Here is a 16,761-nt window from a genome sequence, read left to right as displayed (position 1 = left end):
TATCGATGTTGCTTTCGCCAAGGACATCGTCATTTCAACACGTAAATAGAGGCCAGCAGAGCCTCCACAACACAGACAGGTACAGGAAACGAACATGTCAGAACAGATCAAAGTGGCTGATGCTGCTGAGGCACCGGCTGAGCAGTCGCTACGGCGCAATCTAACCAATCGTCATATCCAGCTAATCGCTATCGGCGGCGCTATCGGCACCGGGTTATTTATGGGCTCTGGCAAAACCATTAGCCTCGCCGGCCCGTCGATCATTTTTGTCTATATGATCATCGGCTTTATGCTGTTTTTCGTCATGCGGGCGATGGGCGAGCTGCTGCTCTCTAATCTCGAATATAAATCGTTCAGCGATTTCGCCGCCGATTTACTCGGCCCGTGGGCGGGGTATTTTACCGGCTGGACGTACTGGTTCTGCTGGGTGGTCACCGGCATGGCGGATGTCGTGGCCATCACGGCTTATGCGCAGTTCTGGTTCCCTGGGCTTTCGGACTGGGTCGCGTCGCTGGCGGTGGTCGTGCTGCTGCTCTCCCTTAACCTCGCCACCGTGAAAATGTTCGGCGAGATGGAGTTCTGGTTCGCGATGATTAAAATCGTCGCCATCGTCGGGCTTATCGTGGTCGGGCTGGTGATGGTGCTGATGCACTTTAAATCGCCGACCGGCGTTGAAGCGTCCTTTACGCACCTGTGGAATGAAGGCGGCTGGTTCCCGAAAGGGCTGAGCGGGTTCTTCGCGGGCTTCCAGATTGCGGTCTTCGCGTTTGTGGGGATTGAGCTGGTGGGCACCACCGCCGCCGAAACCAAAGATCCGGAGAAATCGCTGCCGCGCGCGATCAACTCGATTCCGGTTCGTATCATTATGTTCTACGTCTTCGCGCTGATTATTATTATGTCCGTGACGCCGTGGAGTTCCGTCGTGCCGACCAAGAGCCCGTTCGTGGAGCTGTTTGTGCTGGTGGGGCTGCCGGCGGCGGCGAGCCTGATTAACTTTGTGGTGCTGACCTCGGCGGCCTCTTCGGCCAACAGCGGCGTCTTCTCCACCAGCCGTATGCTCTACGGCCTGGCGCAGGACGGCGTAGCGCCGAAAGCGTTCGCGAAGCTCTCTAAACGCGCCGTACCGGCGAAAGGGTTGACCTTCTCCTGCATCTGCCTGCTGGGCGGTGTGGTGATGCTCTATATCAACCCGAACGTCATCACCGCGTTTACGATGATCACCACCGTGTCGGCTATCCTGTTTATGTTCGTCTGGACCATCATCCTGTGCTCTTATCTGGTGTACCGGAAGCAGCGTCCGCAACTGCATGAGAAATCGATCTATAAAATGCCGCTCGGTAAACTGATGTGCTGGGTCTGCATGGCGTTCTTCGTGTTTGTTATTGCGCTGCTGACGCTGGAAGACGACACCCGCCAGGCGCTGATGGTGACGCCGCTGTGGTTTGTGGTGCTGGGCGTGTGCTGGTTGTTTATCGGCAAGAAACGTCTGGCGAACTTCCGCCGCTAAGCCATAAAAAAAGGGCCCACGTATCGGGCCCAAAAGGTCAAGTTACTGAGGCGCTCGACAGGGCGCCTTTTATTTTTCGCCTGCGAGGGCACGCGGGAAAAGGGTGTTGTTCTCAAGGCTGATGTGATTCATCAGATCGTCAATCAGCGCATTGATGCCGTTATACAGCGCGCGCCATGTCGTGCAGGCCTCCGGCGGCGGCGTCACGTTATTCGTGGTGTGCTTAATCACCTCCAGCAGTTCTCCCGCCTCGTCGTGCTCGCTCTCCATCACGCTAATCGGTCCGGTTGCCTGGCTGCCCATGCCCTGTTTAATCATCGGGAACAGTACGCGCTCCTCTTTCATCATATGGCTCGTCAGCTCGTCGTGCAGCAGGCTCAGATACTTCGCGAGCCCCTTCGGCACGCCCGGTTTATCGGCGTGAACGCGTTCCACTTTGGTGGCCTGCAAAATCAGCTCTGGTAACTGCTCACGGTGGCGGTCGTGGTAGCGCACAAGGATGTGATCGATGATTTCAGCAAGCGGCGCGGCTTGCCAGTCCTTCTCCAGAGGTGTTTCAGCCAATGCCGCCAGTTCGCTTTCAATCGCGTTCAAATCAAGCGCCTGGCGCGTTGCCGCACGCAGCAGCGTCTGTTTGCCGCCGCAGCAGAAATCCAGGTTGTATTTACGAAACAGCGCAGAGGCGCGCGGGATGGTTAACGCCAGTTCGCCAAGGGGTTGGTCACGGAAGGCCATAGCAGTACCTCACTCAGGATTTATTAAGATGCATATTAAATGCATCTTTAAGGCGAGGCTATAACCCTTTCGGGGAGGAGGGATTAAAGTGTGAGGTGTGTCACAAAAATATTTTGATAGCTAACTGGCTGATCGCTATCAGGAAATAACTGGAAACCGCGCTCCACGCCGCTTTGCTGATTAAACAACCTGAATGACCTGCCGATAGATACACCCTGGATTACACCTGCAAAAAGGTCTTTCATGTTTAAACGTATAAAAGTCATAACCCTTTTAATTACCGTATTGATCGTTCTGGGCGCGATGCAGCTTATCGCGGCAGGCGTTTTCATCACGGCGCTCAATAATGACAAAGACAACTTTAACGTCTCGCAAATCTCCAGCCAGAACGTGGCAGAATTTACCGACGCCTGGATAAGCCTCAACCAGACGCGCGTCACGCTTAACCGCGGCATGCTGCGTCTGCAAGGCAACATGGCGAACCAGATCAACGGCGGCCAGCTCAATCAACTGGTTGATACCGCGAATAAACTGCTGGCAGAGTCGAAGAGCCATTACGATAAATACTATGGCCTGCCGGAAACGCCGGGCATGGACGAACGGCTGGTCGATCGTCTGGAAGAGCAGTACCGCATCTACTCCTCAACGCTTGCGCAAATGAACAAATTCCTGGCCGAAGGCAATCTGGAAGGCATGTTCAAGCAGAACGCCGAGCAGAAGCAGAACGCCATGCAGGTCGTTTATCGCGAGTGGCGCGCCGAGCAGGCGAAGCTTGCCAGTAAAGGCGTAAAAGACAATGAAAGCGACTACGAGCGCATTCTGTGGATCCTGTCGGCGATTATGGTAATGGTGCTGGCTGTGATTATCATCAGCTGGGTGGCGATGCGCCGTGTGCTGCTGCTGCCGCTGCATGACGTCATGGGTCACATTCGTGCGATTGCCGCAGGCGATCTGACGCAGCCTATCGATGCGCAAGGCCATAACGAAATGGCGCTGCTGGCGCGCAACGTTCACGAGATGCAGCAGGCGCTGGCCCGTACGGTCAGCACCGTGCGCGACAGCACCGACACCATCTTCACCGGTGCCAGCGAAATCTCCGCGGGCAGCAACGATCTCTCTTCACGCACCGAGCAGCAGGCCGCGTCGCTCGAAGAGACCGCCGCCAGCATGGAACAGCTGACCGCGACCGTGAAACAGAACGCCGACAACGCCCGTCAGGCGACGCAACTGGCGCGTACCGCGTCGGAAACCGCGCTGAAAGGCGGGGAAGTGGTGGATGGCGTCGTTCGTACCATGGATGAAATCGCCGCCAGCTCTAACCAGATCGCGCAGATAACCAACGTGATCGACGGCATCGCGTTCCAGACCAACATCCTCGCGCTCAACGCGGCGGTGGAAGCGGCGCGTGCAGGTGAGCAGGGCCGTGGTTTTGCGGTGGTGGCGGGCGAAGTCCGTACGCTGGCAAGCCGCAGCGCGCAGGCGGCGAAAGAGATCAAAGCGCTTATCGAAAACTCCGGCAACCGCGTCGATGCGGGCTCGCAGCTGGTGCGCGAAGCGGGCGAAACCATGAAAGAAGTGGTCGGCGCGGTGACGCGTGTGACCGATATCATGGGGGAAATCGCCTCGGCGTCCGATGAGCAGAGCCGCGGTATCGATCAGGTGGGCCTGGCGGTCTCCGAGATGGATAAAGTGACGCAGCAGAACGCCGCGCTGGTGGAAGAGTCCGCCGCCGCCGCAGCAGCCCTTGAAGATCAGGCCGGCAAGCTCAATGAAGCGGTCGCGGTGTTTAAACTCAACCGCGCCCAGGCGCGCGCGGCAAGCGTTGCGCCGCAGGCGTCATCCTTCAGCGCGCCAGCGCCAGTGGCGAGCCTCAAAGCCGCACCGACGGGCGGCAGCGACAACTGGGAAACGTTCTAAGCCTGAAGGCCCGTCACCGACGGGCCTTTTTTTATGGCGCCTCCTGCGTCACGCGCTCCGCGACCGGCACGATTTTCACCCGCACCGCCATCACCACGCCTGCGGCCAGCAACGCGATGCCGGTCAGGGTCAGCAGCGGCGGCAGGCTCTGGCGCAGCAAGAAGGTGTAGAGCAGCCCGGCCAGCGTTTCAAAGACGATAAGCGGGCCGAGGATCACGGTCGGCAGGCGCTGGCTTGCGATATTCCAGCACAGCGCGCCAATCCACGAACAGCAGAGCGCAATGGCGATCATCAGGCCGATAAACACGCCAGGGCGCGGGCCGAAGGGCAGCGCGAAACCGCTGTTATCCGCAGAGAGCCACACGCACGCGGCGATATAACCCACCAGCGAGACGGGCAGCGTCACCAGCCCCTGCGCGGTCGCCCACATCATCGGGTGCTTGTCGGGGTTTTCCCGCAGCCAGCGCGCGTTACGCAGCGCATACCACGCCCAGCAAATCACCGACACGCTCGCCAGCGCAATGCCGCTTGCGTAACGGCCCGGCGTAAAGCCCGGCAAACCGTGGCGCAGCTCGGCGAAATTGACGCAGACCAGCCCGCAGAAAATCGCCGCCAGCGCCGGGCACAACCGCCGCCAGGGCAGCCTGCCGTCGCGACGGCTGTAGAGCAGATTGGCGAAGACCGGGATGACCACCGGCAGCGTGCCGATGATCATCGTGGAGACCGGCGCGCCGGTGCGCTGAATGGCGCTCGCAAGACACACGTAATAGATAAGATTGCCCATCATGGTCAGCGCCAGCGCGGTCAGCCAGTCGCGCGCGGTAAGCTGTTTTAACCGCCCGCGGCCGGCCCACGCCAGCGGCAGCGCCAGCAGGCCCAGCGCCAGGTAGCGCCCCATCGACTGCAATACCGCCGGGTATTCCGGCACCAGCAAAGGGCCGACGAAAATCAGCCCCCACATCATCCCCGCCAGCAGGGCATACAACACACCCGTTAACATCATCACCACCCACGTCGCTGTTTAGCGCATGAGTGTAGCGGCGGGCGAAAACGGGCGTCTTGTACCAGCTTGCTGCGCATCAGCTCAGATCGTGCAGATCTTTGCCGTTGGGCGGCCCGAGGCGAAAATCGGAGAAAACTATCTCAAGCCCGGCGCGCGACGGCGAACAACACATCGCGCCGAGGAAATAGCGCTCCGCTTGCGGAAACGGGCACAGGCGCAGCAGCGGCCAGGTGTCGCCGTCGGTGGAGTATTGCAGGCGCAGGCTCTGGTTCTGGTGCGTCAGGCGCAGCCAGAAGTGCTTCTGCGCGGCGGGGAAAATGCCGGTCGCCCAGTCGGAGCGTTCAAGCGTCAGCACGCTGCCTATCATCGGCTGCGCGTCGTTATACTCAATGCCCGCTTTCAGCCAGTGTTGCTCATCCGCCATCAGGAACAGCCCCGCCTGATCATATAGCGTGGTGAAATCGCCCTCGACGCGCACCTGGAAGGTAAACTCACCGGCAACCTCCGTACCGAACACGTGCCCGGAATGGCGCTGAAAGCCATACCAGGTGGTTTGCCAGAAATCGGTTTGCGCATCGGTGGTGACATGCAGCGCGTCACTTTCGCGCCGCCAGCGTGCGGGTTCATTCAGCCAGCGCCAGTTCGCCAGATTTTCCATCACTCTTCTCCCTTACAACGGTGTCTGAATTATAGCCGGGCTGAAGATCTGGCGAGCCACCTGTTTCTGGTAGCGTGCGGGCGTAATGCCGTAGCGGCGGGTGAAGGCGCGGGTGAGGTGCGGCTGATCGGTAAGGCCCACGGCCGCCGCGACATCAGCGGCGGGCAGGCCAGCGGCGAGAAACTGCTTGGCGCGCCACAGGCGCACCGCCATCAGCATCTGGTGCGGCGTGACGTCATAGCGCGCTTTGAACTGGCGCTGGAAATGATAAGGGCTTAACGCCGCTTCGGCGGCAATCTCATCGAGCGTCAGCGGCAGCATGTAGTTTTCGTAGAGAAACTCGCGTACCCGGTCGAAGCGGTGCGCGCCTTCGGCAGCCTGCGGCGCATGGCGCGCATACGGACGGAAGGTGTCGATAAGATCGAGCAGCAACCCCTGCTGCGCGAGCGTATCCGGCGCGGACCAGAGTGCGGCGATAAGCTGGCCGGTCTGGCGGGCGCGTAGCGGATCGTGACGCTCCACCTCGGCAAACCACCAGTGACGCTCGCCGGTGAGCTGCGCCAGCGTCTCGGGCTCCAGATAAATCATCCGGTAGCGCCAGCCCTGCTGGGTCGCCGCTTCGCCGGTGTGCAGTTCATCGGGGTTCATGGTGACGAGCGAATTCACCGCCGCCACGTGCTGCGCGCCGCGGTAGCGAAAGCGCTCGGCGCCAAGCTCAATCGCGCCGATGCCAAAGGCTTCATGGGTGTGGGGCTCAAAAGCGTAATGCGCGATATGGGCGTGATAAAGCTCCACGCCCGGCAGCGCAGGCAATTGCCGGAAGCGGGCGCTGTCGCGTTCGTCGGTGAACTGATCGGGTACGCCGTGCACAGGAGCTCTCCACGAAGGGTAAGTCCCCATTATAAGAACAACGGTGGCCTTCGCCACCGTAATTAACAATTAATTAACCTGACGGTTATTCGATGCGGGAGAGGTCGGCGTCGTTGCAGCCGGCGTTGCGGCACTCGCGCTCGATGCTTTTCAGCAGCGCAATGCGGGCGGTCATTTTCTCATTGGCGCAGCCGAGCAGCAGCGTGGAGCCTTCCGCGCACTCGTGATCGCGCACTTTCAGCCACGAGATCTGGGCGTTTTTCACGACCTGCTTCTGCGCAGGCGAGAGCACGGACATGGTGTTTTTATATTGCTGGTTGAGGTCGCGGTCGCCCTGAACCATTTCCAGCGCGGCGCAGTAGGTGGTGTCATACGGGCTGCGCGGATTGTCACAGCTCATGGACCACGCGGCGGCGCTGCACAGCAGCAGCGGAAGTGCGAGAAGGTGTGCTTTCATGAGGATCCCTGTTTTCGGTTTATTGTTTTGAGCGCCTGTGGCAGGCGCTCGCATTGTATCCGGCAGGCACAGGGAAAGCAGCCTGCCAGATTTAATATCACGGTTTGAGACTCTCACGCAGGCTCGCTTCAAGCGAGGTGGTCGGGCGGCCAATGAGCACGCTGAGCTGGCGGCTGTCATCAAACAGGCCGCCTTTGGACGCGCCGATATCTGAATCCGCGAGCAGTTTCGCAAAGCCTTCCGGCAGACCCGCGCCCGTGAGCGCCGCGGCGAAATCCGCCTCGCTCAAATTCTGATACGCGACCGTTTTGCCGGTCTCTTTACTTAACAGCGCGGTTAAATCGCGAAGCGTCCAGGCGTGGTCGCCCGCCAGCTCATAAACGCGCCCGGCCTGGTTATCAAGCGTCAGCACTTTGGCGGCGGCTTCGGCGTAATCCTGACGGCTGGCGGACGCAATTTTCCCATCGCCTGCGCTGCCGATAAACACGCCGTGCTCAAGCGCCGGCGGCACGCTCGCCAGATAGTTTTCGGTGTACCAGCCGTTACGCAGCAGCACATAAGGAATACCGGCATCCGCGAGCATCTTTTCAGTAGCGACATGTTCGTCGGCAAGCCCCAGCGGCGAGCGATCGGCATGCAGCAGGCTGGTGTAAGCGATGAGTTTCACGCCTGCGGTTTTCGCGGCGTCGATAACATTACGGTGCTGCGTCGCGCGCTGGCCGATTTCACTTGATGAGATGAGCAGCAGCTTTTCCACGCCCGCGAGTGCCGCGGTGAGCGCCGCCGCGTCATTATAATCAGCCGCGCGAACCTGGACGCCTCTGGTGCTGAGCGCCGCGGCTTTCGCCGGGTTGCGGACAATCGCGACAATCTCCTGTGCCGCAACGGTGTTCAGCAGGGTATCAATCACGCGCTGGCCAAGCTGGCCGGTAGCGCCGGTAATCGCAATCATGGTCTTTTCCTTTGTCTCGGTTGGGTGTTGTGGCACACTATCACTCAAACTAACTTTTAGTAAGTACGTACAAAAAGGTAAGTATGAAATGACCCGTTCTACCCTGAGTGAGCAGTTACGCGACGGCAATCTGTTCGCCGAAGAATGCCCGTCACGCGATGTGCTGAAACATGTGACCAGCCGCTGGGGCGTGCTGATCCTGGTGGCGCTGCGCGACGGCACGCACCGTTTCAGCGATCTGCGCCGGAAAATGGGCGGCGTGAGCGAGAAGATGTTGGCGCAGTCGTTACAGGCGCTGGAGCAGGACGGTTTTGTCGACCGCGTCTCGTATCCGGTGGTGCCGCCGCATGTGGAATACAGCCTGACGCCGCTCGGCGTGGAGGTGAGCGAGAAGGTGGCCGCGCTGGCCGACTGGATTGAAGTTAATCTGCCGCAGGTAATGGCGAACCGTGGAGAGCAAGCGGCGTGAGCGCCGGGTTCTGGTGCTGAAGACAGGATGCCGGGTGCGGCTGCGCCTTACCCGGCCTACGAGGGGAGTGGTTGGCCTGAGTGCCGGGTGCGGCTGCGCCTTACCCGGCCTACGGGGGGAATGGTTTGCCTGAGTGCCGGGTGCGGCTGCGCCTTACCCGGCCTGGGAGGGGATTGGTTGGCGTGAGTGCCGGGTGCGGCTGCGCCTTACCCGGCCTGGGGGGGAGTGGTTGGCGTGAGTGCCGTTACTTCGACAGATCCAGCTGATACACCGCAAAACCGATATCGTCTTTGCCGACGCTGGTCATCGGGTATTGCGCTTTCTCTTTGATGAACGCCGCCGCTTTGTCAGAAGGCGAGGTTTCAAAGCGGATATCCAGCTTGTGGTTGCCTGCAATCGGCGCGAGACGCCAGTTGTTATCCGCCGCCGGGTGAATTTCACCCGCGCGTTTGGTTTCGGCACCAATCCACGCCGCCAGCACCGCGCGGTTCTCGTCCGGCGATGCAAACGCGATATGGCTGCCGCCGGTGCCGGCAAACTTGCCGCCATAAGCGCGATAGTTATTGGTGGCGACCAGGAACGTCGCGTTCGGATCGATAGGCTTGCCGTTAAACGTCAGGTTTTTGATGCGCTCCGCTTTCGGGTTGATCGTCTGACATTCACCGTCATAGCGGGCGGGCTGCGTCACGTCTATCTGGTAATTCACGCCGTCGATAACGTCGAAGTTATAGGTGCGAAAACCGTCCCAGTTCAGCAGCGATTGCGGCTTCGTGCTGTTAACGTCAATCTGGTTAAACTGCCCGGCGGAGCACTCCAGCCACGCTTTTATTTCCGCGCCCGTTGCCTTCACCACCACCAGCGTGTTGGGGTAGAGGTAAAGATCGGCGGCGTTACGCAGCGTCAGCTGGCCTTTTTCCACTTCCACGAAGCTTGCCGGATCGTTTTTACGCCCGCCCACTTTAAACGGCGCGGCGGCGGAGAGCACCGGTAACTGCGCCAGATCCGGATCGCCCTGAATAAAGTGTTCCACGTAAGCTTTCTGCGCGTTGTTCACCACCTGCACGGTTGGATCGTCCTGCACCAGCGCCAGATAGCTGTACATCGGATCGGCGGATTTCCCGACCGGCTGGCTGACAAATTCGCGCGTGGCGTCGTGATCCGCTTTCAGCACTTTCACCAGCGCCGGATCTTCAGCGGCGAGCGATTTCTTCGCCTGGGTGTCGTAGATCGGGCGGGCTTCGGCTTTGCTTTGCGTCACTTTCCATGTGCCGCTGTCGTTATTCAGCACCAGATCGACGATCCCCAGATGGTCGCCCCACATGCCCGGCATCACCGCCGGTACGCCGTTCAGCGTGCCTTTGGCGATATCTGCGCCTTTGATGGCGGCGAAATCTTTACCGGGGAACACCGCGTGCGCATGGCCGAAAAGAATGGCGTCCACGCCCGGCACCTGGCTTAAGTAGTACACCGAGTTTTCCGCCATCGCTTTGTATGGCTCGGCGGAGAGCCCCGAGTGCGCCACTACCACCACCAGATCGGCGCCTTCCGCGCGCATTTGCGGCACATATTTACGGGCGGTTTCGGTGATATCGTTAACCGTGACTTTGCCGCTGAGATTCGCCTTATCCCAGGTCATGATTTGCGGTGGCACAAACCCGATGTAGCCGATTTTCAGCGTATGCGGCTTGCCGTCTTTGTCCTTTACCTGGGTTTCTTTAATCAGGTACGGCGTAAAAAGCGGCTTTTGGGTTTTGGCATCAATGATGTTCGCGTTGACGTAGGGGAATGTCGCGCCAGCGAGGGCTTTATGCAGGTAATCAAGGCCGTAATTGAATTCATGGTTGCCGAGGTTGCCGACGGCGTAATCCAGCGTGTTCAGCGCTTTATATACGGGATGCACATCGCCGTCTTTCAGGCCCTTCGCGGCCATGTAATCGCCAAGCGGGCTGCCCTGAATGAGGTCGCCGTTATCCACCAGCACGCTGTTGGCGGCCTCCTGGCGCGCGGCTTTGATTAAGCTTGCGGTACGCACCAGGCCGAATTTTTCAGTGGGCGCGTCTTTGTAATAGTCAAAGTCCATCATGTTACTGTGCAGGTCGGTGGTTTCCAGGATACGCAGGTCCACCGTGGCGGCGTTCACGCTGGCGGCAACCAGCGTGGCTATCATCGTTGCACTAAACTTAATCATCAGGCAGGTCCTTTTTTTCAGAGCGAAGCCACAAAAGTTTATGTATCTATCGTTTGTTGCTTACAAAAATGTGAATCCTGCCAGAAAAACGGGCAGGGAAACCGGAATCGCTTCACAGATAGCGGAACAAGACGCAATGCGATATAAAAATCATATCGATAAAACAAGGTGTTAAATCCGCAGCCGGGACGGACTGCGAAACGAGAAAGAGGTGGATGACAATGTTAGAACAGATTTGCCAACTGGCGCGCGAAGCCGGCAGCGCCATCATGGAAGTCTACGAGGGTCACAAACCGCTGGAAGCCACCCAAAAGGTTGATGATTCGCCGGTGACGGCGGCGGATATCGCAGCGCACGCGGTGATTGTCGCCGGGCTGAAAGCGCTGACGCCGCAGGTGCCGGTGCTCTCCGAAGAAGATCCGCCAGGCTGGGACGTGCGTCAGCACTGGCAGCGCTACTGGCTGGTGGACCCGCTCGACGGCACCAAAGAGTTTCTCAAGCGCAACGGCGAATTCACCGTTAATATCGCGTTGATTGAAAACGGCAAACCGGTGCTTGGCGTGGTCTACGCGCCGGTGCTGAATGTGATGTACAGCGCGGCGGAAGGCAAGGCGTGGAAAGAAGAGTGCGGCGTGCGCAAGCAGATCCAGGTGCGCGACGCGCGTCCGCCGCGTGTGGTGATAAGCCGCTCCCACGGCGATAACGCCGAATTGCAGGACTATCTGCAGCAGCTTGGCGAACACCAGACCACGTCGGTAGGCTCGTCGCTGAAGTTCTGCCTGGTGGCGGAAGGAGAAGCGCAGCTTTATCCGCGCTTCGGGCCGACGAATATCTGGGATACGGCGGCGGGTCACGCCGTGGCGGTCGCCGCCGGGGCGCAGGTTCACGACTGGCAGGGCAAAACGCTGGATTACACGCCACGTGAGTCGTTCCTGAACCCCAGCTTCCGGGTCACTATTTACTGAGTAACTGTTGCAGCAGGTTCATGACCTGCTGCACTTCTTCCTGCGTCAGGCCGCCATCTTTCGCGTACCGCACGCGCCCGTCTTTATCCAGCACTACAATCGCCGAGCTTCCCGGCTCAAGCTGCCAGGCTTTCTGGGCCACGCCGTTACTGTCGACGATAAACTGCGACCACGGATACTGCTGTTTATTGCTCTCTATGCTGTTGCGAACAAACATTCCGGTGCCGGGAATGGCGTCGTCGCTGTTCACAATCGTTGTGGTCTGGTAGCGGTCGTGCGGGAATTTCGCGGCTTTGATGGCTTCAATCAGCCCCGCATTTTTCTCTTTTGCCGAGGTGCGCCCGGCAATATGTTGCAGCACTCGCACTTTTCCAGGTAACTGCGCGCTGTTCCAGTTTTTGTAGCTAAACTGATCTTTATTCAGCATCAGTTCGCCTTTGTCGTTAATGCCAATGGGCGGCACGCGGTCGTTCTCTTTGAAGTTATGTGCCGAGGCCATCAGCGGCAGCAGCAGGCAGCTCAGCGCCAGCATTCCGCGCAGGGTCATAGGTGGCTCCTTTTTCGATTGTGCAGGTGATCGGACCACTTGGGCCCATTGCTTTTTAGCTTAATTGTTAATTTTCTGTTTTCACGCAACCACAGTGCCAGTTTGCGGGCGAACGCACAGAAACCGTTAAAAAAAGCGGCATTCTCCTGCGCTCCGTAGAGTTTTGAAAAGAAAATTCTGAAAGAATGTAATAAAAGCGTAAATAAAGTCAGGCAGAGTGGGTGCTCCCGAACTTCTGGTCTATAGTCATCTGGCAACAAATTTTGCGTCTTAATCATGATGGTCCAAATGTGGTACCACGAGGGCGTAATTCAGCAGGAGAGAACAATGAAAATTTTCCAACGTTACAACCCGCTTCAGGTGGCGAAGTACGTGAAGATCCTGTTTCGTGGACGGTTGTATATCAAGGATGTTGGCGCTTTCGAGTTCGATAAAGGCAAAATCCTCGTCCCGAAAGTGAAGGACAAACAGCACTACTCCGTCATGTCCGAAGTCAACCGTCAGGTTATGCGTCTCCAGACCGAGATGGCGTAACGACAGCGTTGTACGTATGCAGTAAGACAAACGGCCCCGATGGGGCCGTTAGTGTTTTGAGGCTCAGGCGGCGTTCTGCTCGTCTGGCAGTTTGGGCGTCAGCACACCCGGCTTGTTGTCGATGCGCGTCACCAGCAGCTGGTCGATGCGGTAGTTATCGATATCCACCACTTCAAACTTATACCCGGAGAACTTCACCGCGTCGGTGCGTTTCGGGATTTTGCGCAGCATAAACATCATAAAGCCGCCGATGGTTTCGTAGTTGCCGGACTGCGGGAACTCGTCGATATCCAGCACACGCATGACGTCATCGATCGGCGTGCCGCCGTCAATCAGCCAGGAGTTCTCGTCGCGCGCGACGATCTGCTCTTCCAGCCCCTGACCGACCAGATCGCCCATCAGCGTGGTCATCACGTCGTTCAGCGTGATAAGCCCTACCACCAGCGCATATTCGTTCATGATAACCGCGAAGTCTTCACCCGCCGTTTTGAAGCTTTCCAGCGCCTCGGAGAGCGTCAGCGTATCCGGCACGATAAGCGTGTTGCGGATCTGCACGCCGCTGGTCAGCGCCAGGCTCTGGTTGGCCAGCACGCGGTTCAGCAGGTCTTTGGAATCGACATAACCGATGATGTGGTCGATATCCTGATTACAGACCAGGAACTTGGAGTGCGGATGCTCCGCCACTTTGTTCTTCAGGCTCTGCTCATCTTCATGGAGATCGAACCAGACGATGTTTTCGCGTGAGGTCATGGAGGACGGCACGGTGCGCGACTCCAGCTCAAACACGTTTTCGATAAGCTCATGCTCCTGTTTGCGCAGCACGCCCGCGAGCGCGCCAGCTTCCACCACCGCGTAGATATCATCAGAAGTGATGTCGTCTTTACGCTCCATCGGCAGTTTGAAGAGGCGGAAAATCACATTCGCCATGCCGTTAAAGAACCACACCAGCGGGCGGAAGATGAACAGACAGAAGCGCATCGGGTTGATGATGCGCAAAGCCACGGCTTCAGGCGCAATCATACCGATGCGTTTCGGGGTCAGGTCAGCGAAAAGAATGAACAGGCTGGTGACGAGCGTAAAGGAGAGGATAAAGCTCACTTGCTCGGCGGCCTCGGGGGAGATAAACCGCACCAGCAGCGTGTAGAACGCCGGGGAAAACGCCGCATCGCCCACGATACCGCCAAGAATGGCGACGGCGTTCAGGCCAATCTGCACCACGGTAAAGAAGGTGCCAGGGTTTTCCTGCATCTTCAGTACCCGTTGGGCGTTGATGTTGCCGTCATCGGCCAGCAGCTTGAGTTTGATTTTACGGGAGGCGGCAAGCGAGATCTCGGAAAGCGAGAAAAAGGAGCTGACGCCAATGAGACAAAGTATCAGTAAAATACTGTTTAACATATCTTATCCAGCCATCGCCGGATCCTCGGAAGGGAAGTTGATTATTGTGTGAAAACACGGTGAATGCAGGCTGTAGAGAAGGAGGCCTGCAAATTCAAAGGGTAGTATAGCGTAAGCCCCGGCGTGGCTGCCAGAGGGCTTGCGCAACGGGTGAAGAAAGCGCCCGCCGCGTAGGGAAATTGCGGCGGGCGTAAACGGTCAGATCTCCGGTACGTTTTCGTAGCCTGTCAGCATCAGCAGCAGGTTTTCTTTGGTGCCTGCCGGGTTAAAGCTGTAATTGCCGCCCTGGCGGTCACCGCCAATGTACCAGGCGATTTCGGTTTTCCCGGCAGCCAGCGCGGCCCGCACGGCTTTATCAACATCCACGTAGCGATAGATTCGCGCGTTATCGAGATACAGAATGCCGTCAGATTTGTAGTTACACGCCGGACGATTATTCCAGTTCACCTGATGCTCATCCCACTGCGTATCGGCCGGGTAGAAAAAGATCTGATTCGCGCCTTCGCCGTTTTTCCCGCCATAAATGCGAATTTTATATTTAAACAGCGCGGCATCGGCGTCGGAATAGCCTTCAGGCAGCGGCGGGATGGAAAATTTCACCAGCGACATGACCTCTTTATTGGCGGTGCGTCCCCCGTTGCGCCAGTCATCCTGCACCTGCAGCGTCGGCTCGTCACCAAAGTTACGGCCCGGCTCCGCGCTGCTGACAAACGTATCGGCGCTGGCGCGTTGGTAACTGAACGGAATATTGGTGCCGCAGTCCATATTTTTGTTCATGCATTCTTCGGTCATAAACTGCGCCGATTGCACCGGCCAGCCATTCATGAAATCGCCATGAGCCGTATAGATACTGCCCCATTTCTCAATACGGGTTTCGCCATCCATCTGCGGGTCCATCGACAGCTGGATTTTCGCGGTATCAAGCGAGGTAATCTGTGGCAGAACCCAGGCGACGTTCATATTCACCGTCGGGATTTTCACCGGGAACTCCGCCGGGCACGCGCCTGCGTCGTTGGTGTAGGTGGCGTTCATCCTGCCGCGTGCGGGTTTGAGGTTGACGCCATCCCAGCAGTTCGGGAACTGGATACCGATATTAAACTGTACCGCATCGCCTTTCTGGCGTAACCCGCAGACTTCGCCTGCCGTATTGGTATACCCCTTGCCATTGGCGCACAGAAAGGTGATGTGCCGGTTAGGCCCGGTGCCGTAATGATCGCCCGCCAGCAGCTCAAGACCGGGCGGGAAGGGGGTCAGGGGGTAAGTATCTACACTGGTGCTTTGATAGTAGGTTTTCTGGTAGGCAGGTTTGACGATTTGTCCGTCGGGCAACTTCATGGTGGGAACCCACCAGGCGGAGCTGTCCGCTTTGTTATTACAGGTATTATCCGGCTGGTTTCGCAGCCGGACATAATCGGAATAAGCGTCGGTATGGGTATTGCCAAAGAAGTCATGCAGCATGGCGTGGTTTGGCATGCCATACATCATGATGGCATCGTCGCCAGCGGTATGGTGGTAAGCACAGTCAACATCCGCCTGGGGACCGGCCCAGGCGGAAAGCGCACTAAGACCGGTCACCACCGGGATAAACGAGCGTAACAGCGTGATGAGTTTCATAACAGTTCTCCGCAACCAGTGTCGGTTGAGGGATAGCATGGGCGCGCCGCTTAACGCCTCTCATCACTTATCACAAATCCTGATAATACAATGATTGATGAATTGTTACGCCTCGGGGGGCAGGCACACGCCGATGCCGCCGATGCCGCAATAGCCGTACGGATTTTTGTGCAGATACTGCTGGTGTTCGTCTTCGGCATAGTAAAACGGTTTGGCCGGGGCGATTTCTGTCGTGATATGGCGATAGTCGCCCGCCGCTTCCATCGCCGCGCGGAACCGTTCGAGGCTCGCCTGTGCCGCGGCCTCTTGCTCCGGCGTTAACGGGTAGATCGCCGAACGGTATTGCGTCCCGACATCATTACCCTGACGCATCCCCTGCGCCGGATCGTGGTTTTCCCAGAACACCTGCAACAGCTGTTCGTAGCTGATGACTTTTGGGTCATAGACCACGCGCACCGCTTCGGCGTGCCCCGTCTGCCCGCTGCAGACTTCTCGGTAGGTCGGGTTTGGCGTATAGCCGCCGGTGTAGCCTGCCGCGGTGCTGTAGACGCCCGGCAACGCCCAGAAGAGTCTTTCCACGCCCCAGAAGCAGCCCATCGCGAATAACGCCACCTCCATTCCCTCCGGCACATTGGTCATTGAGTGCCCGGTCACGGTATGCAACGCTGCCACCGGCATACGGGTGTTACGCCCCGGCAGAGCCTCTTCTTCGGTAATCATTTGTTTCTTATCAAAAAAACTCATAGGGCCGACCTCCTGAAAAATGTTAAGCGTGCAAATTCTCGCCTGCGGTTGTCACGAAGCGGCTCTTTGCCCACAATAAACCTCTTAAATGCGACTAAATTAAACATAAGAAATATTTGGGTGATCGTCTTCATTTCAACTCCATTTACCGGAGTTTTGTCAGGCCGCGGAGCGGCATCAGGTTTCCTCCCGGGAGTGGGAATAAG

16 protein-coding genes are annotated in these 16,761 nt (G+C 58.1%); 5 read left to right on the top strand and 11 right to left on the bottom strand.

Annotated features, from left to right (window positions below):
- Positions 1–94: 94 nt before the first annotated feature.
- Positions 95–1,507 carry a D-serine/D-alanine/glycine transporter gene (gene cycA / locus ACUW6V_RS09920; RefSeq protein WP_004385314.1) on the top strand — a complete coding sequence of 471 codons (1,413 nt, stop codon included), beginning with the start codon at positions 95–97 and terminating at the stop codon, positions 1,505–1,507.
- Between the two features lie 69 nt (positions 1,508–1,576).
- On the opposite strand, the gene ytfE is transcribed toward cycA, so the two are convergent.
- Positions 1,577–2,242, bottom strand: a complete 666-nt coding sequence (gene ytfE / locus ACUW6V_RS09915) for an iron-sulfur cluster repair protein YtfE (protein WP_104671714.1) — start codon at positions 2,240–2,242, stop codon at positions 1,577–1,579.
- Between the two features lie 243 nt (positions 2,243–2,485).
- Between ytfE and ACUW6V_RS09910 the strand changes: the two genes are divergently transcribed.
- On the top strand, positions 2,486–4,159 hold the full coding sequence (locus ACUW6V_RS09910; protein ID WP_454038309.1) for a methyl-accepting chemotaxis protein: 1,674 nt from the start codon (positions 2,486–2,488) through the stop codon (positions 4,157–4,159).
- Between the two features lie 31 nt (positions 4,160–4,190).
- Here the strand turns inward: ACUW6V_RS09910 and ACUW6V_RS09905 are convergent, their stop codons facing one another.
- The 5 genes from ACUW6V_RS09905 to ACUW6V_RS09885 form a co-directional block, all read right to left on the bottom strand.
- Positions 4,191–5,159: a DMT family transporter gene (locus ACUW6V_RS09905; protein ID WP_181397909.1), complete on the bottom strand. Its 969-nt coding sequence runs from the start codon at positions 5,157–5,159 to the stop codon at positions 4,191–4,193.
- A gap of 79 nt (positions 5,160–5,238) precedes the next feature.
- Positions 5,239–5,820 (bottom strand): DUF1349 domain-containing protein, encoded by a 582-nt coding sequence (locus ACUW6V_RS09900; RefSeq protein ID WP_104658930.1) that lies wholly within the window; start codon positions 5,818–5,820, stop codon positions 5,239–5,241.
- A gap of 12 nt (positions 5,821–5,832) precedes the next feature.
- Positions 5,833–6,690 carry an AraC family transcriptional regulator gene (locus ACUW6V_RS09895; RefSeq protein ID WP_004385318.1) on the bottom strand — a complete coding sequence of 286 codons (858 nt, stop codon included), beginning with the start codon at positions 6,688–6,690 and terminating at the stop codon, positions 5,833–5,835.
- A gap of 85 nt (positions 6,691–6,775) precedes the next feature.
- On the bottom strand, positions 6,776–7,147 hold the full coding sequence (locus ACUW6V_RS09890) for a lysozyme inhibitor LprI family protein (protein WP_032987997.1): 372 nt from the start codon (positions 7,145–7,147) through the stop codon (positions 6,776–6,778).
- 97 nt (positions 7,148–7,244) lie between these two features.
- Positions 7,245–8,099 carry an SDR family oxidoreductase gene (locus ACUW6V_RS09885; protein ID WP_171964248.1) on the bottom strand — a complete coding sequence of 285 codons (855 nt, stop codon included), beginning with the start codon at positions 8,097–8,099 and terminating at the stop codon, positions 7,245–7,247.
- Positions 8,100–8,187: 88 nt separating this feature from the next.
- On the opposite strand from ACUW6V_RS09885, the gene ACUW6V_RS09880 reads away from it, so the two are divergent.
- Positions 8,188–8,568: a winged helix-turn-helix transcriptional regulator gene (locus ACUW6V_RS09880; protein ID WP_014728010.1), complete on the top strand. Its 381-nt coding sequence runs from the start codon at positions 8,188–8,190 to the stop codon at positions 8,566–8,568.
- Positions 8,569–8,812: 244 nt separating this feature from the next.
- Here ACUW6V_RS09880 and ACUW6V_RS09875 read toward each other — a convergent pair whose 3' ends face one another.
- Positions 8,813–10,756, bottom strand: coding sequence for a bifunctional 2',3'-cyclic-nucleotide 2'-phosphodiesterase/3'-nucleotidase (locus tag ACUW6V_RS09875; RefSeq protein WP_454038308.1), 1,944 nt, complete (start codon positions 10,754–10,756; stop codon positions 8,813–8,815).
- A gap of 221 nt (positions 10,757–10,977) precedes the next feature.
- On the opposite strand from ACUW6V_RS09875, the gene cysQ reads away from it, so the two are divergent.
- Entirely contained in the window at positions 10,978–11,721 is a 744-nt protein-coding gene (cysQ, locus tag ACUW6V_RS09870; RefSeq protein ID WP_007887430.1) for a 3'(2'),5'-bisphosphate nucleotidase CysQ, read from the top strand.
- Here the strand turns inward: cysQ and ACUW6V_RS09865 are convergent.
- On the bottom strand, positions 11,711–12,268 hold the full coding sequence (locus ACUW6V_RS09865) for a YtfJ family protein (RefSeq protein WP_004387561.1): 558 nt from the start codon (positions 12,266–12,268) through the stop codon (positions 11,711–11,713). The genes cysQ and ACUW6V_RS09865 overlap by 11 nt on opposite strands.
- A 327-nt stretch (positions 12,269–12,595) precedes the next feature.
- Between ACUW6V_RS09865 and ACUW6V_RS09860 the strand changes: the two genes are divergently transcribed.
- Positions 12,596–12,802: a DUF1107 domain-containing protein gene (locus ACUW6V_RS09860; RefSeq protein ID WP_004387562.1), complete on the top strand. Its 207-nt coding sequence runs from the start codon at positions 12,596–12,598 to the stop codon at positions 12,800–12,802.
- 63 nt (positions 12,803–12,865) lie between these two features.
- On the opposite strand, the gene ACUW6V_RS09855 is transcribed toward ACUW6V_RS09860, so the two are convergent.
- The 3 genes from ACUW6V_RS09855 to msrA all read right to left on the bottom strand — a co-directional run bounded on the left by ACUW6V_RS09855 (position 12,866) and on the right by msrA (position 16,555).
- Entirely contained in the window at positions 12,866–14,197 is a 1,332-nt protein-coding gene (locus ACUW6V_RS09855) for a hemolysin family protein (protein ID WP_004387563.1), read from the bottom strand.
- Between the two features lie 198 nt (positions 14,198–14,395).
- Complete coding sequence (locus tag ACUW6V_RS09850) at positions 14,396–15,811, bottom strand: CBM96 family carbohydrate-binding protein (protein WP_454038307.1); 1,416 nt, start codon at positions 15,809–15,811, stop codon at positions 14,396–14,398.
- A gap of 105 nt (positions 15,812–15,916) precedes the next feature.
- Entirely contained in the window at positions 15,917–16,555 is a 639-nt protein-coding gene (gene msrA / locus ACUW6V_RS09845; protein WP_004387565.1) for a peptide-methionine (S)-S-oxide reductase MsrA, read from the bottom strand.
- Positions 16,556–16,761 lie beyond the last annotated feature (206 nt).

Source organism: Cronobacter sp. 153480017-3 (genome assembly GCF_053627815.1).
The sequence above is the reverse complement of the archived record's forward strand: the minus strand, read 5'-3'. Positions and strand labels throughout refer to the sequence as shown.

Excerpts from the sequence above, each read along its gene's own strand:
- cycA (WP_004385314.1), top strand. The coding sequence starts at position 95 with ATGTCAGAACAGATCAAAGTGGCTGATGCTGCTGAGGCACCGGCTGAG.
- ytfE (WP_104671714.1), bottom strand. The coding sequence starts at position 2,242 with ATGGCCTTCCGTGACCAACCCCTTGGCGAACTGGCGTTAACCATCCCG.
- ACUW6V_RS09910 (WP_454038309.1), top strand. The coding sequence starts at position 2,486 with ATGTTTAAACGTATAAAAGTCATAACCCTTTTAATTACCGTATTGATC.
- ACUW6V_RS09905 (WP_181397909.1), bottom strand. The coding sequence starts at position 5,159 with ATGTTAACGGGTGTGTTGTATGCCCTGCTGGCGGGGATGATGTGGGGG.
- ACUW6V_RS09900 (WP_104658930.1), bottom strand. The coding sequence starts at position 5,820 with ATGGAAAATCTGGCGAACTGGCGCTGGCTGAATGAACCCGCACGCTGG.
- ACUW6V_RS09890 (WP_032987997.1), bottom strand. The coding sequence starts at position 7,147 with ATGAAAGCACACCTTCTCGCACTTCCGCTGCTGCTGTGCAGCGCCGCC.
- ACUW6V_RS09885 (WP_171964248.1), bottom strand. The coding sequence starts at position 8,099 with ATGATTGCGATTACCGGCGCTACCGGCCAGCTTGGCCAGCGCGTGATT.
- ACUW6V_RS09880 (WP_014728010.1), top strand. The coding sequence starts at position 8,188 with ATGACCCGTTCTACCCTGAGTGAGCAGTTACGCGACGGCAATCTGTTC.
- ACUW6V_RS09875 (WP_454038308.1), bottom strand. The coding sequence starts at position 10,756 with ATGATTAAGTTTAGTGCAACGATGATAGCCACGCTGGTTGCCGCCAGC.
- cysQ (WP_007887430.1), top strand. The coding sequence starts at position 10,978 with ATGTTAGAACAGATTTGCCAACTGGCGCGCGAAGCCGGCAGCGCCATC.
- ACUW6V_RS09865 (WP_004387561.1), bottom strand. The coding sequence starts at position 12,268 with ATGACCCTGCGCGGAATGCTGGCGCTGAGCTGCCTGCTGCTGCCGCTG.
- ACUW6V_RS09860 (WP_004387562.1), top strand. The coding sequence starts at position 12,596 with ATGAAAATTTTCCAACGTTACAACCCGCTTCAGGTGGCGAAGTACGTG.
- ACUW6V_RS09855 (WP_004387563.1), bottom strand. The coding sequence starts at position 14,197 with ATGTTAAACAGTATTTTACTGATACTTTGTCTCATTGGCGTCAGCTCC.
- ACUW6V_RS09850 (WP_454038307.1), bottom strand. The coding sequence starts at position 15,811 with ATGAAACTCATCACGCTGTTACGCTCGTTTATCCCGGTGGTGACCGGT.
- msrA (WP_004387565.1), bottom strand. The coding sequence starts at position 16,555 with ATGAGTTTTTTTGATAAGAAACAAATGATTACCGAAGAAGAGGCTCTG.